This window comes from Phnomibacter sp. (assembly GCF_036803085.1).
Lineage (GTDB): Bacteria > Bacteroidota > Bacteroidia > Chitinophagales > Chitinophagaceae > Phnomibacter.
Genome location: NZ_DAIRUZ010000008.1, coordinates 57,812 through 79,123, shown reverse-complemented (window position 1 = coordinate 79,123; position 21,312 = coordinate 57,812). Strand labels below are relative to the sequence as shown.

General features: G+C 46.4%; 12 protein-coding genes. All 12 read left to right on the top strand.

The window, feature by feature from the left end; genetic code table 11:
- The 12 genes from V7Q13_RS14795 (at window position 1) to V7Q13_RS14740 (ending at window position 21,300) form a co-directional block, all read left to right on the top strand.
- Window positions 1-1,155, top strand: a complete 1,155-nt coding sequence (locus tag V7Q13_RS14795; RefSeq protein ID WP_333801443.1) for an extracellular solute-binding protein — start codon at window positions 1-3, stop codon at window positions 1,153-1,155.
- The gene (locus V7Q13_RS14790; protein WP_333801442.1) at window positions 1,152-2,300 is read left to right on the top strand and encodes a CaiB/BaiF CoA transferase family protein; all 1,149 of its coding nucleotides are present in this window, start codon (window positions 1,152-1,154) and stop codon (window positions 2,298-2,300) included. The genes V7Q13_RS14795 and V7Q13_RS14790 overlap by 4 nt, the downstream gene beginning before the upstream one ends.
- 7 nt (window positions 2,301-2,307) lie before the next feature.
- Window positions 2,308-3,474: a CaiB/BaiF CoA transferase family protein gene (locus V7Q13_RS14785; RefSeq protein WP_333801441.1), complete on the top strand. Its 1,167-nt coding sequence runs from the start codon at window positions 2,308-2,310 to the stop codon at window positions 3,472-3,474.
- A 24-nt stretch (window positions 3,475-3,498) separates the two neighbouring features.
- Complete coding sequence (locus V7Q13_RS14780) at window positions 3,499-4,344, top strand: amidohydrolase family protein (RefSeq protein WP_333801440.1); 846 nt, start codon at window positions 3,499-3,501, stop codon at window positions 4,342-4,344.
- 18 nt (window positions 4,345-4,362) lie between these two features.
- Window positions 4,363-5,403: an L-rhamnose/proton symporter RhaT gene (locus V7Q13_RS14775; protein ID WP_333801439.1), complete on the top strand. Its 1,041-nt coding sequence runs from the start codon at window positions 4,363-4,365 to the stop codon at window positions 5,401-5,403.
- Between the two features lie 9 nt (window positions 5,404-5,412).
- Complete coding sequence (locus tag V7Q13_RS14770; RefSeq protein ID WP_333801438.1) at window positions 5,413-6,483, top strand: Gfo/Idh/MocA family protein; 1,071 nt, start codon at window positions 5,413-5,415, stop codon at window positions 6,481-6,483.
- Between the two features lie 54 nt (window positions 6,484-6,537).
- Window positions 6,538-7,896: a pectate lyase gene (locus V7Q13_RS14765; protein WP_333801437.1), complete on the top strand. Its 1,359-nt coding sequence runs from the start codon at window positions 6,538-6,540 to the stop codon at window positions 7,894-7,896.
- Entirely contained in the window at window positions 7,893-10,553 is a 2,661-nt protein-coding gene (locus V7Q13_RS14760; RefSeq protein ID WP_333801436.1) for an alpha-d-galacturonidase, read from the top strand. Before V7Q13_RS14765 ends, V7Q13_RS14760 begins: the two co-directional genes overlap by 4 nt.
- A 33-nt stretch (window positions 10,554-10,586) precedes the next feature.
- Window positions 10,587-12,134, top strand: coding sequence for a glycoside hydrolase family 28 protein (locus tag V7Q13_RS14755; protein ID WP_333801435.1), 1,548 nt, complete (start codon window positions 10,587-10,589; stop codon window positions 12,132-12,134).
- A 75-nt stretch (window positions 12,135-12,209) separates the two neighbouring features.
- Entirely contained in the window at window positions 12,210-14,999 is a 2,790-nt protein-coding gene (locus V7Q13_RS14750) for a glycoside hydrolase family 95 protein (RefSeq protein WP_333801434.1), read from the top strand.
- Between the two features lie 70 nt (window positions 15,000-15,069).
- Window positions 15,070-18,531 carry a malectin domain-containing carbohydrate-binding protein gene (locus V7Q13_RS14745; protein ID WP_333801433.1) on the top strand — a complete coding sequence of 1,154 codons (3,462 nt, stop codon included), beginning with the start codon at window positions 15,070-15,072 and terminating at the stop codon, window positions 18,529-18,531.
- Between the two features lie 60 nt (window positions 18,532-18,591).
- A complete protein-coding gene (locus V7Q13_RS14740; protein WP_333801432.1) occupies window positions 18,592-21,300 on the top strand; it encodes a family 78 glycoside hydrolase catalytic domain in 2,709 nt (902 codons plus the stop codon).
- Window positions 21,301-21,312 lie beyond the last annotated feature (12 nt).

Below are 21,312 nucleotides of genomic sequence, written 5' to 3'. Positions count from 1 at the left end.
ATGGCTTCCATCATTCTCAATGGCATCACCTGGGGGCATAGCAGAGGCATTACGCCCTTGCTGGCTATCAGTCAGCGCTACAGCGAATTGCATCCTGAAGTTGAAATACGCTGGAAGAAACGCAGCCTGCAAGAGTTTGCAGATTTTCCGATTGAGAAACTTACCGAAGCCTACGATTTACTCATCATCGATCATCCTTGGGTAGGTTGTGCCGCAGCTACACTTTGTGTGCTGCCGCTCAATGAATACCTGCCATCGGATTATTTGCAAGACCAGGCCAACAACAGCGTTGGCGCTTCCTACGAAAGTTATGTGTACAATGGCAGTCTTTGGGCTTTGCCCATAGATGCGGCTACGCCTGCGGCCAGCTATCGCAAAGATTTGCTGCCACAACCGCCGCAAACCTGGGATGAACTACTCCAGTTGGCAAAAGCCGGAAAAGTAGCTGTGCCGGGCATTCCCATTGATATACTCATGCATTTTTACAGCTTTTGTATTGCATTTGGCGCCACGCCTTTTGCCAATGAATACGAAGTGATTGATGCCGCAACTGGTGTACAAGCAATTGAATGTATGCAGCAATTGTACAGTCTTGTTGATAGGCGGATGTTTGATTGCAACCCCATTGCAGTGGCTGAACTCATAAGTAGTACAAACGATTTTTGGTACTGCCCTTTTGCATATGCTTACAGCAATTACAGCAGAGCTGGATTTGCAAAATACCTGTTGCATTATACCGATGTAGTGGCGCTGAATGGCAAGCAATTACAAACCACCATTGGTGGCACAGGCTTATCTGTATCAGCATTTAGTAAGCATAAATCTGTAGCCGTGGATGTGGCCAAGATGATGGTTGATGGCGAAATGCAACGGACGATGTATATGCAGCATGGCGGGCAGCCCGGCCATCGTAGTGCATGGACGGATGGTACCGCCAACGAACTGACCAATGGCTTTTTCAATGCGGTGCTTCCGGTGATGGACAACGGATACATGCGGCCACGCTACAATGGCTATCTGAATTTTCAGGATCATGCCGGCACACCCTTGCGCACCTGCCTCATGGAAAATGGCGACCCTGCAAAAGCCTTACAGTTGATGAACGAATTATACAGGCAAAGTATTCATCAAAACAGCACTACTCTAAGCGTATGACAGCACAACCATTGCAAGGCATAGTGGTGCTGGAGTTTAGCCAGTATTTATCGGGGCCAAGTGCCGGCCTGCGATTGGCAGACTTGGGCGCAAGAGTTATCAAAATAGAACGCCCGGGAACAGGGGAAGCCGGCCGTAAGCTGGCCATTAAAGATTTGTGGGTAGATGAAAACTCTTTGTTGTTTCATACCATCAACCGTAACAAAGAAAGCTTTACCGCAAACCTGAAAGATGCCGATGATTTGTATGGCATCAAGCAACTGATTGCAAAAGCAGATGTACTCATCCATAATTTTCGCCCAGAAGTAATGGGTAAAAATGGCTTGGATTATGCATCGGTACAACACATCAATCCACGGTTGATTTATGCCGAAATTTCTGGCTATGGAAAGAAAGGCCCATGGAAGGATAAACCCGGGCAAGACTTACTGCTGCAAGCAATGTCTGGCCTGACCTATACTACCGGCAATAGCGGACAAGCACCCGTACCCTTTGGTATTTCCATTGGCGATATCATTGCCGGAGCACACGTTGTTCAAGGTATTTTAGCTGCATTGATTCGCCGTCAGAAAAACGGAAAAGGTGCTTTGATTGAAGTGAGTATGCTTGAATCACTGCTCGATTTTCAGTTTGAATTACTCACTACTTATTATACCACACAGCAACAGCCGCTGCGAAGTGCGGTGGCCAACGGGCAACCGTTGCTCAGTGCACCCTATGGTATTTATGCAACGGCCGACGGGCACATGGCCATTGCCATGATGGATATACATGTGCTGGCTGATACCATTGGTTGTTTTGCCTTGCAAGCGTTTCACAAAGAAGATGCTTTTGTGCAGCGGGATGCCATTAAAACGGCATTGGCCGTGCATTTACAGCAGCATTCCAGCGCTGTTTGGCTGCGTATGTTGCACGATGCAGGCCTGTGGGCAATGGAAGTGCTCAATTGGCAGCAACTTACTACAACAGCTGCATATCAAACCCTGCAAATGGAACAGGTTGTATTGGCTGCGGATAAACAAATCGTCACCACCCGTTGTCCCATTCGTATCAATGGAAAGCGATTGATGTTTGACAGACCTGCTCCACAACTGGGCGCACACAATGAAAGTATTCGGCAGGAGCTTAGTGCCGCCATGAAATAAACGATACATGAAACTGTTGCAAGACATATTAGTGATTGATTTTAGCCAGTTTTTGTCGGGGCCATCAGCTTCGCTGCGCCTGGCCGATATAGGTGCACAGGTTATCAAAATTGAGCGGCCCGGTATTGGCGATATCTGCCGCGAATTGTATGTATCGGATGTGGTGATTGAAGGTGAGTCAACTATTTTTCATGCCATCAACCGCAACAAGCAGAGCTATGCTGCTGATTTGAAAAATGCAGATGATCTCGAAAAAATAAAACAACTCATTGCCAGAGCAGATGTGGTGATGCACAACTTCAGACCGGGCGTGATGGAACGAATCGGGTTGGATTATGCAACTGTAAAATCGCTGAATCCTACGGTGGTGTATGCCGAAATAAATGGCTACGGTGAAACAGGTGAATGGGCTGCATTGCCCGGTCAGGATTTGTTGCTGCAATCAGTATCGGGACTTACCTGGTTGAGCAACAACAGTGATGCCGGACCTACACCCATGGGTGTAGCCGTGGTAGATATACTTGCGGGTACCCATGTAGCTCAAGGAATTTTAGCGGCATTGTATGGCAGAGCTGTACACGGAGAAGGTGCTTTGATACAGGTAAGTATGCTCGAAAGCATCCTCGATTTTCAGTTTGAAGTACTCACTTGTTTTTACAACGATGGACAACAACTGCCGCAGCGTGGTGCTGTCAATAGTGCCCATGCATACATAGCGGCTCCCTATGGTATTTATACAACAAATGATGGTTACATTGCGCTGGCAATGACCAACATTTCTGCATTGGCTACGCTGCTGCAATGCCCGCCATTGCTGCAATACAGCAACAGTGAGGATTGGTTTAGCAAGCGTGATGAAATCAAACAAGTGCTGGCCAGTCATTTGCTTACACAACCAACAGCTGTGTGGTTGCAGATACTGGAGCAAGCCGATGTTTGGTGTGCACCGGTATTCAACTACGATGCATTGGTGCAGCAGGAAGGTTACCGGTTGTTGGAAATGGAATTGACAGTACATACCAGCAGTGGTTTGGCTGTAAAAACAACCCGCTGCCCCATTCGGGTAGACGGTCAAATACTCACCTCTGCAAAAGGGGCGCCGGCATTGGGCGAACACAATGCAGAAATTGATCATCAGTTTGGATTGAATGAGGCACTGGTGCCTGCCAATTAAACTGCTGACAAAAACGAATTAGCCATGCTTGCTGATACACATATACATATCTGGGATTTCAGCAAAGCCAGTTATAGCTGGCTGGATGGCAATACGTCTATTCTCAACCGAACTTACAGCATTGATGAAATAGCCGCTGACCGACAAGCTGCTACTGTAACGCATGGCGTGTTGGTGCAAGCCGCCAACAATACACAGGATACAGATTGGATGTTGCATGTAGCCGCACAAACCAATTGGATTGCTGCCGTCGTTGGTTGGGTACCACTCACCAATCCGGATGCAACAGCAAATGCACTGGAGCATTACCAAAGCAATCCTTATTTCAAAGGGGTACGGCATTTGATACACGACGAGCCAGATGCGCAATGGTTGCTGCAGCCAACCGTGTTGGAAAGCCTTCAACTATTGGCCGATGCTGGCATACCCTATGATGTAGTAGGTATCTTGCCGGTACACATACGCACTGCTTTGCAGGTGGCCGAAAAAGTGCCACAGCTGAAAATGATTTTTGATCATCTGAATCAACCGCCCATTGCTACAGCTGACCGTTTTGGTGAGTGGGGAGAATTGATGCAGGAAGCTGCACAGCATCCTAACTTCTACGCTAAAATTTCTGGTTTGGGCACCACTGCACAAGTAGGAAATGCTTGGACAAATGCGACCGTTGAACCATATGTAAGCTTTGCCCTGCAACAGTTTGGCGTACAACGCTGCATGCTCGGTTGCGATTGGCCGGTGAGTTTGCTGGCTGGCAGTTATACATACAGCTGGCAGCAATATCACAAGCTGCTGCAAACATTACTCACACCCGAAGAACAGCACATGGTGAAGTATGCCAATGCTGCCGATTTTTATCAATTTCAATAAGCAGGCAAAAGAAAAACTATGGAAGTTGTAAACGGAGTGTTGTTTCATGCCATTGGTGCTTCCAGCGCTTCGCTTTGCTATACGCCAGAGAAAAAAGTAAAAGGCTGGAGCTGGCAAACCTATTGGCTGGCGCAGGCTTTTGTTTGCTGGTTGTTGCTGCCCCTGTTGGTGGCCGTTATCACCATTCCCGATTTGATGTTAGTGTTGAAAGAAGCACCCACTGCACCCATGTGGCAATCGTATTTGCTGGGTATGGGTTATGGTGTGGGCGGTACTGCTTTTGGCATGGCCATCCGATATGTTGGGTTCTCTTTAACCTATGCCATTGCAGTAGGTATTAGTTGTGTGTTAGGTACATTGCTGCCGCCATTTATCAGTGGTGAACTCGGTCATATTTTAAGTGGCAACGGTGCAGGCTATCTGATGTCGGGTGTAGGACTTGGTGCGGCAGGTATTGCTGTGTGCGGCCTCGCTGGCAGAAGTAAAGAAAAAGACATTGAAAAAGCGGTACAGCAAAGCAGTTCTTCTTTTTCATTTTCCAAAGGGTTGCCCTTGTGTTTGTTGGCTGGTGTTTTGTCAGCATTGTACGGGTATTCCTTGAGTGTGGGCCAGCCCATTGCAGATGTAGCAGCATTGCATGGTGCCGGCAATTTGCAAGGCAACGTGATTTACATTTTTGCCAATAGCGGCGCCTTTGTTACCACAGCTTTGTATTGTATTTACCTGCACCGCAAGCACAAGACAATCGGAGAGTACTCGTCTAATCAAGGACATTCTTTAACAACCAATTATCTCATGGCGGCCATTACTGGTTTGCTGTGGTATGGTCAGTTTTTCTTTTACGGACTAGGCCATACCCGCATGGGAAAATTCGCTTTCAGCAGCTGGGCTATCCACATGATTTTGCTGGTGCTGCTGAGCACCGTTACCGGCTTGCTGCTGAAAGAATGGAAACAGAGCAGTGGCAAAACCATCCGCTTGTTGGGTGTGGCCATCATGATATTAATTGTTGCGGTGCTGCTGCTTACAGAGGGCAACAGAATTGGCGCAACAGGATAAAGTATAAACATGTCGATGCATCAGCGAAATATTGCCAACGCACAACTACCCGTGTACATCATTGGAGCCGGCGGCATAGTCAATACTGCGCATTTGCCGGCGTATCGATTGGCAGGTTTCAACGTACAAGGCATTTGTGATATTGATTTGACAAAAGCACAAACTACAGCTGCGGCCTTTGGCATACCGCATGTGTTTGAGTGTCCCGAAGAAATGCTGCAACAACTGCCAACCAATGCGGTGGTGGATATTGCAGTACCCGGTCCTGCATTGATACCCTTGCTGCAGCAAATTCCGGACGGAACACCCGTATTGTTGCAAAAGCCAATGGGTGAAAACATGCAGGAAGCGCAACAGATTTTGGAAATCTGCCGCAGAAAAAAACTCAATGCGGCTGTGAATTTTCAACTGCGCTATGCGCCGTTTATTCTCGAGGTGAAGAAGATGCTGCAGTCTGGTCAGTTGGGCGAAATCAACGATATTGAAATCAATGTGAGTGTGTACACGCCCTGGCATTTATGGGATTTTTTAATGCAGTCGCCACGGGTAGAAATTTTGTACCACAGCATTCATTATATCGATCTCATCCGGCACATGCTGGGCAATCCGCAAACCATTTACGCAAAATCCACCCGGCATCCGTCTATGCCAAAACTGGCATCTGTGCGCAGCAATATCATCATGGATTTTGGTGATATGATTCGTGGAAATATTTTCACCAATCACTGTCACAATTATGGCAAACCCAAGCAGCATTCATACATCAAGTTTGAAGGCAGTAAGGGAGCGGTGCTGATCAATTTCGGAGCACTCATCAACTATCCTCGGGGCGAAGCAGACAGTTTTGAATATGTGTTTTTGCAAGAAGGGCAAGAGCCTGTTTGGCAAGAACGAAAAATAGAAGGTAGTTGGTTTCCGCATGCATTTATTGGCAGCATGGAGCAATTGATGTTGTCGGTAGTAAGTGGTATAAATGCACCTGATAATTCAGTAGAAGACTGCATTCATACGATGGCTTGTGTAGAAGCCGCTTATGCTTCCAGTGAGCAAGGTGGTATTCAGCCACGTCAGTTTTTGTAACGCATAAATACAAGTGAGATGTTCAGAAAGATGTTGATGTGCTGTTGGGTCTGTGTGGTAGCTGCAACGTCTGTGGCACAGGTGCCGGCATTTCCCGGCGCTGAAGGTTTTGGTAAATATGCCAGTGGTGGCCGCGGTGGTGAGGTTGTATTTGTAACGAATACACAAGACAGCGGCGAAGGCAGTTTTAGATGGGCACTGGAGCAATTTCCCGGTAAGCCTCTCACCATTTTGTTTCGGGTATCTGGCATCATTGAGCTGCAAAGCAAAATTCAAATCAAACGTTCTAATCTTACCATTGCCGGGCAATCTGCTCCGGGCGATGGCATTTGTTTCAAAGACCAATCTTTGATTTTGAATGGCGCATCTGCCAAAGGCAATCATGGCAATATCATCATTCGCTATATCCGTTCGAGACCGGGTGGCACACTCAAAACCGGCTTGTATGGTTTTGATATGGAAAACTGTCATGATGTAATCATTGACCATTGCAGTTTTAGTTGGGCCAATGAAGAATGTGCGGCCATGTACGATACCAAAAACACAACGGTACAGTGGTGTGTGGTAAGCGAAGGTTTGTACCATGCGGGTCACATGAAAGGCAACCGTTCGTTTGGCGGCGTATGGGGTGGTCAGTTCGCCAGTTTTCACCACAACCTGTTTGCACACCTCAACAACAGGGCCATTCGTTTTAATGGTGCCCGTGCCCACGATACGTTAGCCATTATCGATTACAGAAACAACGTAGTGTACAACTGGGGTAATGCCAATGCCTGCTATGGCGGCGAAGTAAATATTGCTGGCGGCGTTTCGCAGGTCAACATTGTCAATAATTATTACAAACCCGGACCAGCCACGCCAGAGGATAGAAAGTTTATTCATGCTTCTTTTCAGGCAGAAAACAGTAAAGGCACCAGCGAATGGTTTGTGGCCGGCAACATGATGCTGGGCGATAAATACCTGACCAAAAAAAATGAACGGGGTATTGATTTGAAAGAAGCGGGTTATCCCAAAGGCGCCATTGCTGACAAGCCTTTTGCAATTCAAATTCCGTTGCCTGAAGAATCGGCTGAACTGGCTTATGAACGGGTGTTGAAATATGCCGGCGCCAATTTCCCAAAAAGAGATGCAGTTGATGCAAGAGTGATTCAAGAAACAGCCATGGGCACAGCTATGGGCAAAGGTGTGTTTGGTAAACCGGGCATCATCGATCATCCGTTGGTGGTGGGTGGATGGCCTGTGTATGCCAGTACAGCGGCACCGGCAGATACAGATAATGACGGCATGCCCGATGCATGGGAAATAGCTCACGGATTAAATGCCAACAATGCCGCAGACCGAAATCAATTGCATTCAAGTGGCTACACTATGCTCGAAATGTATTTGAATGAATTAGTGAAAGAAGGAAAATGAAAATACTATCTACAATAACGCTTTTGATATTGTGCCAATTTACGCAGGCACAGGTGAAAGTATTGGATCAGGTGAATACGAGCCGCAGCAGTTATGCTTCCGCAACACTCATGCAAACGGTTCGTGCATTGAAACTGCAGCAAAAAAATGTTGAAATTGTTTTATCCATTCAGCAAAATGGTAAAAAAGAAAGTTTTCAAATTGAGGGTAATGCACAGCGCATCAGCATCACTGGAAATGATGCCTCTGGCGTGTTGTATGGTTGTTTGGCTTTAGCAGATACACTCAAACATCGCCAGCAGTTTCCTGTTCGTATGGTTGTACAAGATGCTCCCGAAATGGTGTTGCGTGGGGCTTGCATCGGCATTCAAAAACCGTATTACCTGCCCGGTAGAAATGTGTATGAATATCCATACACGCCCGAGGTTTTTCCGTGGTTGTACAATAAGCAATTGTGGATTCAGTACCTCGACTCAATGGTAAGCAATCGCATGAATTCGTTGTACCTGTGGAACGGACATCCCTTTGCTTCGCTGGTAAAATTGAAAGATTATCCGTATGCAGTAGAAGTAGATGAAGCCACTTTTGCAAAGAATGAAGAGCTCTATCGTTTCTTAACTACTGAGGCTGATAAGCGGGGCATTTGGGTGATACAAATGTTTTACAACATCATTGTATCAAAGCCTTTTGCGGAGCATCATGGAATTAAAACACAAGAACGGGAGCGGGGCATTACGCCGCTCATTGCAGATTACACCCGAAAATCTATTGCTGCATTTGTAGAAAAATATCCCAACGTGGGGCTCATGGTTTGTTTGGGTGAAGCCATGGAAGGTGTGGGCAATGATGACATTGAATGGTTTACCAAAACCATTATACCAGGGGTACAGGATGGCTTGCATGCCATTGGCAAAACAGATGAGCCGCCCATAGTATTGCGGGCACACGATACAGATGCCCCGGCAGTAATGAAAGCTGCTTTGCCCCTCTACAAAAATTTATATACCGAAGCAAAGTTTAATGGCGAAGCTCTTACCTATGCAAGACCACGTGGCAGCTGGGCTGAGTTGCACCAAACACTGAGTAAACTCGGCAGTGTGCAAATTGAAAACGTGCACATTCTTGCCAATCTTGAACCCTTTCGATATGGGTCGCCAGATTTTATTCAGCAGAGTGTTATTGGCATGCACGAAGTAATGGGTGGCAATGGATTGCATTTGTATCCACAGGCATCGTATTGGGATTGGCCCTACAGCGCCGATAGTGTAGCTGCTGGCAAACGATTGCTGCAAATAGAACGTGATTGGATTTGGTACAATGCTTGGAGCAGGTATGCATGGAAAGCCAATCGCAACAGGCAAGACGAGGTACGCTACTGGAGCCGCATGTTGGCACATCACTTTGGTTGTAATGAAGCGGATGGCAGAAAAATTTTGACTGCTTATGAAGAGAGTGGAGAGATTGCCCCCAAGTTGTTGCGCCGCTTTGGCATTACCGATGGCAACCGCCAAACCCTGACACTCGGTATGCTCATGACACAGTTGATAAATCCTTACCGCTATGGGTTGTTCACGTTGCTGTATGATGCAGAAGCTCCCGAAGGTGAAATGATTTTGGATTACGTAGACAAAGTGCAAAAGGGTTTGCCTCATGTGGGTGAAACACCAACACAAATTGCAGGAGAAGTAATGTTGCATGGCAATAAAGCCGTGGCAGCTTTGCAGTCTATTGTCAACAATATCCGTAGCAATAAAGCTGAGTTCAATCGGTTATACAACGACATGTTGTGCTACCAGGCTATGGCCAATCACTTCAGCCATAAAGTGCAGGCTGCAGTACAATTGCTGCAATACAAGTACAGCAAGCAAGTGCCTGATTTGGAAAAAGCGGTGCCATTGTTGCAGCAAAGTGTAAAAGATTACGCACAACTTGCCCGCCTCACCAAGGGCAGTTATTTGTATGCCAACAGCATGCAAACACAACAACGAAAAATTCCGATGCGGGGTGTGAATGGCACCTACAAACACTGGACAGAAATGCTGCCCGTTTTTGAAAATGAGCTGGCTGTTTTTCAACGCAAAATCGATTCGTTGAAAAATCAAAAGGATGTAATGATTCATGCACGGCTGCCGTTACCTGCAGTAAACGTTCAAACAGCTGTAGCCGGCAAAACTTTACAGCCTGGTATTTCTTTGTTTGCAGATACTACGGTCATCATCCGACAGTTGGCCCCGGAGCTTAACGGTCTTGCATTGCAGCCGCAATCTTTCAAACGGCAATTAGCTGCTGCTACTGAGTGGACTTTTACTGCAGACAAGCCGGTGAAAATATTGGTTGGGTACTTTAAAACACAACGTGCAGCATTTACCACCGATACCACTTACGCCAAGGCACCAGAATTGGAAACGAATGCGAGTGCAGATGATTATGGTCAGGCTGACATCAAAATCAGCAACGCCATGGCCATTGATGGATTGCCTGCTGTGCAAGTGCATGCATACACGTTTACTGCTGGTACGCATACATTAAAACTGCCCAAAGGATTGTGCATCATTTTGGGAGCCATTGATGCCAAATCGCATGTGCCTGTGTATGATGCAGGATTGATGAGCGACAAACGACAACAAAATATTGACTGGTTGTTTGAAGCACCTTAAGAAAATACGAATTGACAGCTCTAAAATATTGACATGAAAAAACTGATGATCTTCACGGTTATTGCTGCTATTAGTATTGCTGCAAATGCACAGCAGTACTATGATGTAACAAAGTACGGCGCCAAAAAAGACAGCAGCACGTTGGCGACCAAATCTATTGCGGCAGCTATTGCGGCGGCCAGTAAGGCAGGTGGCGGCACCGTGTATTTTCCTGCGGGCAAATACCTAACTGGTCCCATACATCTCAAAAGCAATATCACCATTTTAATTGATGCTGGTGCTGAGTTACATTTCTCCGACAACTTCGATCATTATTTGCCCATGGTAGAAAGCCGCTACGAGGGGGTGGATGTGTTTAGTTTCTCTCCATTGTTTTATGCATACAAGGCCGAAAACATTGCCATAAAAGGGCGGGGCCTGATAAATGGCCATGGGAAAAAATGGTGGGACTATGCACTTGCTTTTTATAAAAACCAAACAGCAAGAAACAAGTATCAATTGCTGTTTGACAGTGTCAATAAAAATATTGTATTGCCCGATGATGCTACACAAATGCAAAGAGGTTTTCTTCGCCCGCCGTTTATACAACCACTGTATTGCAAAAATGTGTTGATTGAAGGCATCACCATTACAAACTCGCCTTTCTGGACAGTGAATCCGGAGTTTTGTGAAAACGTAACCGTCACAGGCGTTACCATCAACAATCCAAAATCACCCAATACAGATGGTATCAATCCTTCTTCTTGCCGCTATGTGCACATCAGCGATTGCCACATAAGTGTGGGCGATGATTGCATTACCATCAAATCAGGAAAAGATGTGCCGGGGCGAACCAAGGCTTTTCCTGCGGAAAATATCACCATCACCAACTGTACCATGCTGAGCGGTCATGGTGGAGTTGTGATTGGCAGTGAAATGAGTGGCGATGTAAAAAAAGTAACCATCAGCAATTGTGTGTTTGATGGTACAGACCGGGGTATTCGCATTAAAACCACCCGAGGCCGCGGCGGTGTGGTAGAAGATATTCGGGTAGACAATATTGTGATGAAAAACATACGTGACCAGGCCATTGTGCTGGACATGGAATACTCCAAAACAAAGCCCGAACCAGTGAGTGAACGTACACCAAAGTTTCGCAACATTCGGTTCAGCAACATAACTGCATACACGAAGAAAGCCATGTACATCAACGGGCTTGATGAAATGCCCGTGTCGGAAATTAGTTTGCATGATGTAGTGTTTGAAGCAGAAACAGGTATTGTGATCCGCAATGCACAAGACATCGAATTGCGTCACGTTCGTGTGAATACAAAAATGGGCCCGGCAGTAAGTGCAGAAAAGTCAAGCCGTATTTTAATTGATGCATTATCGACTGCGAAACCATTGATGGATGCACCGCTTATTCGCCTGACGGATGTAAAGGAAGCGCTGCTCACCAATCATTGGTTGTTTGATGGCAGCCATAAGTTTGCTGAAATTAAAGGCGCTGCTACGAGCAATATTTTATTGCACAACAATATTTTGAAAGGTGCTACTGTAACCACTGCTGCAGATGTGCCAACCGGTACCGTGCAGCTTTGATGAATAGGAGTACAGGAGTTGAAGTGTCCCGATAGTTATCGGGAGACACAACGTAGCTAAATAGTAGTTCAAAAGATGACCAATAAAAAAATACTTGCAGGTGTATGGTTGCTGCTTTGTTGCAGCACAATGCTGCATGCACAAGATTTGCAATTGTGGTATAAGCAACCCGCTACCAAATGGACAGAAGCATTGCCCATTGGCAACGGGCGGTTGGGCGCCATGATTTTTGGCGATGTGCAAACAGAACACTTGCAGTTTAATGAAGAAACATTGTGGACAGGAGAGCCGCGGCCATACAACCGGAATGGTGCTTATACATATCTCGACAGTATACGAGCCTTATTGTTTGCCGGTAAGCAAAAGGAAGCAGAAGCCTTGGCAGAAGCACAGTTCATGGGATTGAAAAGTTTTGATGCTGATAAATCTGCATGGATAGCTAAATGGGGTGCTGCTACACAGATGGCTGCAACGGATGTACAAGATGCTGCGTGGCCAACGATGACTGTACCGCATTGGGATGGTTGGGAAACATTAGGCCACGGTGGATTGGATGGCGCCGTTTGGTTGCGCACCAACTTTGAATTGCCAGCCAATTGGTCGCCGGTTGCAATGACGCTTGATCTGGGGCGCATCAGAGACCACGACTTTACATTTGTGAATGGGCAATTGGTAGGAAAGCAACAAGATACCGAGCCAAGAAAATATACTGTAGCCAAAGAGTTACTGCATGCAGGCAAAAATAGTATTGCCATTTTGGTGCTCAACTTTGCTGATAAAGGGGGTATGTATGGTTTTAAAGATACCGCTAAGCATGTGGCTATTTTTTCCGTTAACAATGAGCAGGCCCGCATTTCTTTGAACGGGCAATGGAAATATTTTGTGGCCGATGATAATCCGCCGCCGGTTGGTGTGTATCAGGCTTCCTATCAGCCTTTTGGCGATTTGCAGCTACAGTTTGCACATACAGGAAAGGCAACAGCATACCGTCGTTCATTGGATTTGCGCAATGCTGTTGCCAGTACCAGCTACACTATCAATGGCATTCAATACAAGCGGGAATATTTTGCCAGTACACCTCATCAGGTCATTGTAGTGCAACTGACAGCTTCACAAAAAGCGGCTATTAGTTTTGCGGCTACACTCAGCAGTGCTCACAAAAACTATGTAGTGACCAGGCTCAACAATGACTTGCTGTTGCAGGTAAAAGTGAGAACTGGTGCCTTGCGTGGCGAAAGCCTTTTGCGTATCGTTGCAAAAGGGGGTAAGCTAGAAATAAAGGATGGCAAAGTGATACTCAGCAATGCAGATGAAGCAACGCTCTACCTCACAGCCGGTACCAATTTTGTCAACTATCAAAACATTAGTGCGGACCCACGGCAAGCTTGCATCAAGGCGTTGACATCTGTACAGGGCAAAACATTTGCACAGGTAAAAGCAGCACACATCAAAGAGTATCAACAATACTTCAATCGGTTTGCGTTATCGTTTGGTGCTTCACCCCATGATAGTTTGCCCACCGATGAAAGATTGAATCGATTTGCACAATCCAACGATGCTGCATTTGTAGCCTTGTATGCTCAATATGGTCGCTATTTGCTCATAGCCGCTTCACGGCCCGGCACACGTCCGGCAAATTTGCAAGGCCTTTGGAATGATTTGGTAAATCCGCCGTGGGGCAGCAAGTACACGACCAATATCAATGCCGAAATGAATTACTGGCCTGCAGAGTTGCTCAATCTGTCGCCCTTGCATCAGCCACTTTTTTCTATGATAAAAGAGCTGGCGCAAACAGGTAAAGAAACGGCCCGTGAGTATTATAATGCGCCGGGTTGGGTGCTGCATCACAACACCGATTTGTGGCGGGGAACGGCGCCTATTAATGCATCCAATCATGGCATTTGGGTGACAGGCGGTGCTTGGCTGTGCCAGCATTTGTGGGAGCATTATTTATACACGCAAGACAAAACCTTTTTGCGCAACGAAGCATATCCCATCATGCGTGATGCCGCCCGTTTCTTCCATCATTTTTTGGTAAAAGATCCTGTAACTGGTTACTTCATTTCTTCCCCTTCCAATTCGCCGGAGCAAGGTGGTTTAGTAGCGGGCCCTACTATGGACCATCAAATCATTCGGGCATTGTTTGCCAATGTTATTGAAGCCAGTAAGTTGTTGCAAACGGATGCAGATTTACGACAGCAGTTGCAGCAAAAGTTGTCTCGCATTGCCCCCAATCAAATTGGCCGGTACGGGCAATTGCAAGAGTGGATGCAAGACAAAGACGATCCTAACAACAAGCATCGGCATGTATCGCATTTGTGGGGGCTTTATCCCGGTAGCGAAATCAACTGGGATGCTACGCCGCAGTTGGCGCAGGCCGCTAAGCAATCGCTTATTTTTCGTGGCGATGAAGCCACTGGCTGGAGCCTTGGCTGGAAAATAAATTTCTGGGCAAGACTGCGAGATGGTAATCATACTTTCAAAATGATTCAAATGCTCATGAGTCCTGCAAAAGGTGGCGCTGGCAGTTACCCTAATTTGTTTGATGCACATCCGCCATTTCAAATTGATGGCAATTTTGGTGGTGCCGCCGGCATTGGCGAAATGTTGTTGCAAAGTCATACCAACTTTATCGATGTGTTGCCCGCATTGCCTGCAGCTCTGCACAACGGCGAAGTGAAAGGCCTCTGTGCCCGTGGCGGTTTTGTGGTAGACATGCAATGGAAAAATGCAGCACTCAGCAGCATACGTATCCGCTCCCTCGCTGGCCGTTCTTTGCAGCTTCGCTACAACGGTATTACAAAAACATTCGCTACTTCTATCAACCAGGTGATTCAATTGAATGGCAGCTTACAACTACAATAATATTTTTTCTTTGGTAGCCAGCAGCTGTGCTACTATGAGGCTTTGGTTGCGTCGCACACTTCAACTGCCGATGCAAACTTCAGCATATCGTACATTACAGTTGTGTAGTTTGATGCTGTGCGTTGGTTTATCTACCCATGCACAACGCAACACTATTTCACTTGAGCAAAACTGGTACAGCATTGCTACCAGCAACGATACCATTCTGCCAGCCAATACTTTCGCTGTACCAATTGATCAACGCTGGCAGCGGGTGAGCATTCCGCACAATTGGGACCAATACGAAGGTTACAGAAGGATGCTGCATGGCAACCGCCACGGCGACTCTTGGTATCGCAAAACATTTACCATCAAACAGGCAAAACAGGGCAAGCGTTTTTTTCTGCAGTTTGAAGGCGTGGGCTCCTATGCTACCGTGTATGTAAATAAGCAACAAGTGGGTGAGCATGCAGGTGGCAGAACCACATTCAGCATCGATATTACACACGTCATCAAAACAGATGGTACCCCCAATGAGTTGGCCGTTCGGGCATGGCATCCATCGGGCATAGCCAACCTGCCTTGGGTATGTGGTGGTTGTAGCGATGAACGTGGTTTTTCAGAAGGTTCGCAACCCATGGGCATTTTCCGGCCGGTGCAATTGCTCGTTACCAGCGATGTTCGCATTGTGCCCTTTGGTATTCATGCATGGGCCGATGTGCAATCGACTCAATCTTTGCTCAACATCAATACAACTGTCCAGAATTTTACAGGCAGGCAGCGCCGCATTACCATTGTGCATGCCCTTAAAGATGCCACAGGTAAAACAGTGCAAACTGTTTCGCTGCAACACACTCTGCAACCACATGATTCGGTGTCGGTACTCAAAGAGAAAATAACAGTAACGAACCCCGTATTGTGGTCTACGAAGCGACCGTACTTATATAGCATTGTTACCAGCATACAAGAAGCCAATCAGCTCATTGATCAGGAAACAACCCGCTTTGGTTTTCGCACTGTTGCCTGGAATACAGCAAGTCATCAGTTTGCCCTCAACGGGCAGCCAGTGTTTATAAACGGAGTAGCAGAGTACGAACATTTGCTGGGGCAAAGCCATGCTTTTTCCGCAGCGCAAATACGGGCACGTTTTAAATGGATTCAGTCAGCTGGGTTCAATGCTTTTCGGGATGGGCATCAGCCACACAATCTGTTATACGGCCAGCTTTGCGATAGCCAGGGCATTTTGTGGTGGACGCAGTTGTCGGCCCATGTGTGGTACGATACACCGGAGTTTCGCCATCACTTTAAGCAACTGCTGAGAGAGTGGGTGATAGAACGGCGCAACAATCCATCGGTGGTTATGTGGGGTTTGCAAAACGAGAGCAAACTGCCCGAAGATTTTGCACTGGAATGCACAGAGCTCATTCGTTCGCTTGACCCAACGGCTAGTGTTCAACGGCCAGTAACTACCTGCAATGGTGGTACCGGTACCGATTGGGATGTGCCCCAAAACTGGACTGGTACTTACGGCGGCAATCCTGCCGAGTACGGGCAAGATTTGAAACGCCAGATTTTGGTAGGTGAGTATGGTGCGTGGCGTACACTCGACCTGCATACCGAAGGCGGATTTATGCAAAACGGTCCCTATAGTGAAGACCGGTTCACTGAATTGATGGAGCAAAAAGTTCGATTGGCAGAATCGGTTAAAGACAGTGTGGCGGGCCACTTTTTTTGGTTGCTTACTTCACACGATAATCCCGGGCGTGTGCAGGGTGGTGAAGGTCTGCGGGAACTGGATCGTATTGGTCCGGTTAATTACAAAGGCATGCTTACGCCATGGGAAGAACCTACGGATGTGTACTACATGTTTCGCAGCAATTATGCCTCCAACACAACTGACCCCATGGTGTACATTGCCTCGCATACTTGGCCCAACAGATGGATGACGCCCGGTATCAAAAATGGGATCAAAGTGTATAGCAATTGCGATGAAGTTGAGCTGTTTAATGATGACGGCAAAACTTCGTTGGGCCGTAAAAAGAAGGGACCAATAGGTACACACTTTCAATGGGACAGTGTGTTGATTGAATACAATAATTTGTATGCCGTTGGTTATGTAAATGGGAAAGTGGTTGCCAGAGATGCTATTGTTCTGTTTCATCTGCTCAAAGCTCCTGTTGCTGCGCAGAAAGAAGATGATTTGATGACAAAGCCAATTACCGGCAATGATTATTTGTATCGCATCAACTGCGGCGGACCCAATTACACAGATGTGCATGGAAATACATGGCTTTCTGATAAAAGGTTGGCTACCTCGTGGTCAATTGATTTTCCTGAAGTGCCTGCAGTGTATGCCAGTCAGCGCAGAGTTTTTACGGCCATACGCAACACCAATGATGACAAGCTGTTTCAGACGTTTCGCTATGGGAAAAACAAACTGCAGTATGAGCTGGAAGTTCCTGCAGGTGAGTACACGATAGAGCTGTTTTTTACTGAACCATGGTTGGGTGTTGGCGGCGGCATCAATGCAACCGGTATGCGTTTGTTTGATGTGGCCATTAACGGAAAAACCGTAGCAGATGATTTGGATATCTGGAAAGCTGCTGGTACCAACGCTGCGTATAAAAAAATGGTACAAGCCAAGGCTGTGAATGGTAAGTTGATCATCAGTTTTCCTGAGAGTAAAGCAGGGCAGGCATTGATTACTGCTTTTACTATTTCCAAAAAAGCTGTTCGGAAAACGCCGCCGCAGCGCATTCCATGGCAAATTGCAGATCCTGCTCAGGGTGAATGGAGCAAACAAACCTGGTTGGATATTGGCGATCAACAATTCGTTCAGTCGGACATTGTTTTTCATGCGTTGCCTTCGCAATTGTTTGGCGCCGATTGGATACAATTTCAATCACCCAATTCATCAGCTACTGCTTTTTATGATGCAATAGAAGATGTTGATTTTTTTGTGGGTATTGACAGCACAACTTCTTTGCCAGCAGATTGGAAAGGCTTTGAAGACCTGCACAGTTTTGTAGTATCAGATGAGCAAGGAGGAAAGTATTACAAACTCTATCGGAAAAAATTGGCCGCAAATGAGCAGGTGAAAAATATTCCATCCCATTATTTCATCGCCAGCCAGCCTGCCAATAAAATGCAACCAGCGTACGACTTAAAACCGGTTACACAATACAAAACCAACGTTGCCATTACTGATGCAAATAGCCAGAAACAAATGGTCAATGGCAGAGAATGTGTGGTGCCTTCAAGCGATGCGCCAGTAAGTATTGCATGGCCCGTTCAAACCGGTGTGGGCGATAGATATTCTTTTACCATGAAATATTTTTGGGATAAAGCACCTGTGCAAGGACGCTTGTTGCTATTGGATGCAGGTGGCAACAGGATGATGGACGAACCGGTGTCTTTTACATTTACCCGTACCGGAAAATGGAACCAGTTTACCGTGAATACGCCTTCTCAAATCAATGCTGGTAACTATAAAGTAGTGCTGTACATTGAAGCGGCAAAAGGATTGGCCATTTCCGGGATTGACGTTCAATAATTGCTGTTATACACAACGAAGATGATACAACGCAGCTTGCTTTTAATCACAACTATTTTAATGACTGTGCTCACTTCTGCACAATCATTACGGGTGGGTTATCTGCGTTGCGAAGCAAGAGAAAATCCATTGGGTGTAGTTGCAAAACGACCAATGCTCAGCTGGGAATTATACAGTGCTCAACTGTCTGTGGTGCAAACGGCTTTTCAAATTTTAGTGGCCGATGATTCGCTGCTGTTGAAAAGAAATGTAGGCAATGTGTGGGATTCAAAAAAGCGGTTGTCTGCAGCTTCTATTCAGGTGCCATACAACGGCAAGGCATTGCAGGCTGCCAAAAAATATTATTGGAAAATTAGAGCTTGGGATAATAAAGGCAATGTGTCTGCATGGAGTGAAATCGCTTTGTGGCAAATGGGTTTGATGGAACCTAAAGATTGGGCAGGTGCCAAATGGATTGCTTATGAGAATCTGCCAGATTCTTTGCGCATTGTGCCTGCTGCTCATGGCAACGGCGACAAGGCCTGGGGTAAAAGAGCCAATGTGTTGCCTTTGTTGCGCACCCAATTTGCAGCATCCAAAAAAGTGAAGCAAGCAACTGCTTTCATCTGTGGACTGGGTCAGTTTGAGCTGTACATCAACGGGCAAAAAACCGGCGATCATTTTTTAGATCCAGGTTGGACCAAATACAACAAGCAGGCTCAGTATGTCACTTTTGATGTTACTAAACAATTGCTTGTTGGGAATAACGCCATTGGAGTTATGCTGGGTAATGGGTTCTATTATATACCCGGCGAACGATACCGTAAAATGACCGGTGCCTACGGTTATCCAAAAATGATTTTCCGATTATTGATTGAATATACTGATGGCAGCATACAGCAGGTTGTGAGTGATGAACAATGGAAAACGGCACCGTCGCCCATTACATACAGCAGCTTGTATGGCGGCGAAAATTATGATGCCCGTTTAGAGCAGAAGGGCTGGCATACGCCGGCTTTCAACGATGCACAATGGAGGCCTGCCGTTGTAGCTACGCCGCACCATTTACAATCGCAGCTGGCCAAACCCGTGAAAGTGATGCAGTCTTTTGAAGCAATGACTGTACAGCAATTGAAGGACAATGTTTGGCTCTATGATTTCGGGCAAAACATGTCGGGCATACCTGCAATAAAAGTGAGTGGCAACAGGGGCGATACCATCAAACTGACGCCGGCAGAACTGCTGACAGAAGATGGTCGTGCCAATCAAAAAGCCACAGGTGCTTCTAGTTATTATTTGTATGTATTAAGTGGTGATGGCGTTGAACAATGGCAGCCAAAATTTACCTACTACGGATTTAGGTATGTGCAACTGGAATTGTTGCCTGCTTCAACTTCAAACAAAACAACCCAATTGTTGGCGGTACAAGCCTTACATACCCGCAACAGTGCAGCAGCTGTAGGTGCATTTCAAAATTCCGATACATTGTTCAACCTAACCAATCACTTGATACAATGGGCCATCAACAGCAACATGCAAAGTGTGTTTACCGATTGTCCGCACAGGGAAAGATTGGGTTGGCAAGAGCAGTTGCACCTGATGGGCAATGCACTGCAATACAACTATGAAATTCATGCATTGGGCAAAAAAATCACTGCTGATATACGGGCGGAGCAAAATGCCAATGGCCTTGTTCCCTCTACCATTCCTGAGTACACCGAAATGCATTTTGCCAACGGCTATTTCCGCGACTCACCAGAGTGGGGCAGCAATGCCATTCTGATGCCGTGGAATCTTTATCAGTGGTATGGCGATAAACAAGAGCTGCTAACGAACTATACCACTATGCAGCGGTACATGCAATACCTGCGCAGCAAGGATAGCAGTCATTTACTCATGTACGGCTTGAGCGATTGGTATGATTTGGGGCCTGAGCGACCGGGTTTTTGTCAGCTTACCCCCATGGGGCTTACGGCCACTGCTTATTACTATTACAATCTTCGGGTGATGCAACAAACTGCTACACTGCTGGGTAAAAAAGCAGATGCATTACACTACAGCAAATGGGCAGATTCAGTAAGTGTTGCGTTCAATCGTCAGTATTTCAACGACACAGTAAAGCAATACGGTACAGGTAGCCAAACATCCAATGCAGTGGCATTAAGTATGGGATTGGTGGCAGAGAAAAATACAACCGCGGTATTGGCAAATCTTATTCAATCCATTGAACAAAATGATTACCGCTTGACTGCAGGAGATATCGGATTTCATCACCTGCTAAAAGTGTTGAGCCAAGCTGGACGAAGTGATGTTATTTTTCGGATGAACAACCGCAGCGATGTGCCAGGTTATGGTTACCAACTGGCAAAAGGTGCAACGGCTTTAACCGAATCATGGCAAGGTTCGCCCATAGTGAGCAACAATCATTTTATGCTCGGGCATCTCATGGAATGGTTCTATGCATCGCTGGCAGGTATTCAGGCTTCCCACGGTGCAGTTGCGTTTAGGCAGCTGCGTATTCAGCCACAAGTGGTAGGCGATGTAACTGAAGCTGAAGCCCGTTTTCGTTCGCCTTATGGATGGGTTGCTTCATCATGGAAAAAGAATGATACAAAATTTACCTTGCAGGTGCACATACCCGTCAACAGTACTGCTACTGTGTATTTGCCGGCAGGTAGCAATAGCATCATACACATGAATCAGCAACCAGTAAAAGCCCCTGTTCAGAAAGGTTTGGCACGAATGGCCATTGGTTCCGGGGAATATGTTTTTACTGTTGTCAATCAATAATCTGTTTCAATC

Bases quoted from the DNA above. Each gene is read 5' to 3' on its own strand.
- V7Q13_RS14740 (WP_333801432.1), top strand. From the start codon at position 18,592: ATGACTGTGCTCACTTCTGCACAATCATTACGGGTGGGTTATCTGCGT.
- V7Q13_RS14755 (WP_333801435.1), top strand. From the start codon at position 10,587: ATGAAAAAACTGATGATCTTCACGGTTATTGCTGCTATTAGTATTGCT.
- V7Q13_RS14795 (WP_333801443.1), top strand. From the start codon at position 1: ATGGCTTCCATCATTCTCAATGGCATCACCTGGGGGCATAGCAGAGGC.
- V7Q13_RS14785 (WP_333801441.1), top strand. From the start codon at position 2,308: ATGAAACTGTTGCAAGACATATTAGTGATTGATTTTAGCCAGTTTTTG.
- V7Q13_RS14780 (WP_333801440.1), top strand. From the start codon at position 3,499: ATGCTTGCTGATACACATATACATATCTGGGATTTCAGCAAAGCCAGT.
- V7Q13_RS14760 (WP_333801436.1), top strand. From the start codon at position 7,893: ATGAAAATACTATCTACAATAACGCTTTTGATATTGTGCCAATTTACG.
- V7Q13_RS14790 (WP_333801442.1), top strand. From the start codon at position 1,152: ATGACAGCACAACCATTGCAAGGCATAGTGGTGCTGGAGTTTAGCCAG.
- V7Q13_RS14770 (WP_333801438.1), top strand. From the start codon at position 5,413: ATGTCGATGCATCAGCGAAATATTGCCAACGCACAACTACCCGTGTAC.
- V7Q13_RS14775 (WP_333801439.1), top strand. From the start codon at position 4,363: ATGGAAGTTGTAAACGGAGTGTTGTTTCATGCCATTGGTGCTTCCAGC.
- V7Q13_RS14750 (WP_333801434.1), top strand. From the start codon at position 12,210: ATGACCAATAAAAAAATACTTGCAGGTGTATGGTTGCTGCTTTGTTGC.
- V7Q13_RS14745 (WP_333801433.1), top strand. From the start codon at position 15,070: ATGCAAACTTCAGCATATCGTACATTACAGTTGTGTAGTTTGATGCTG.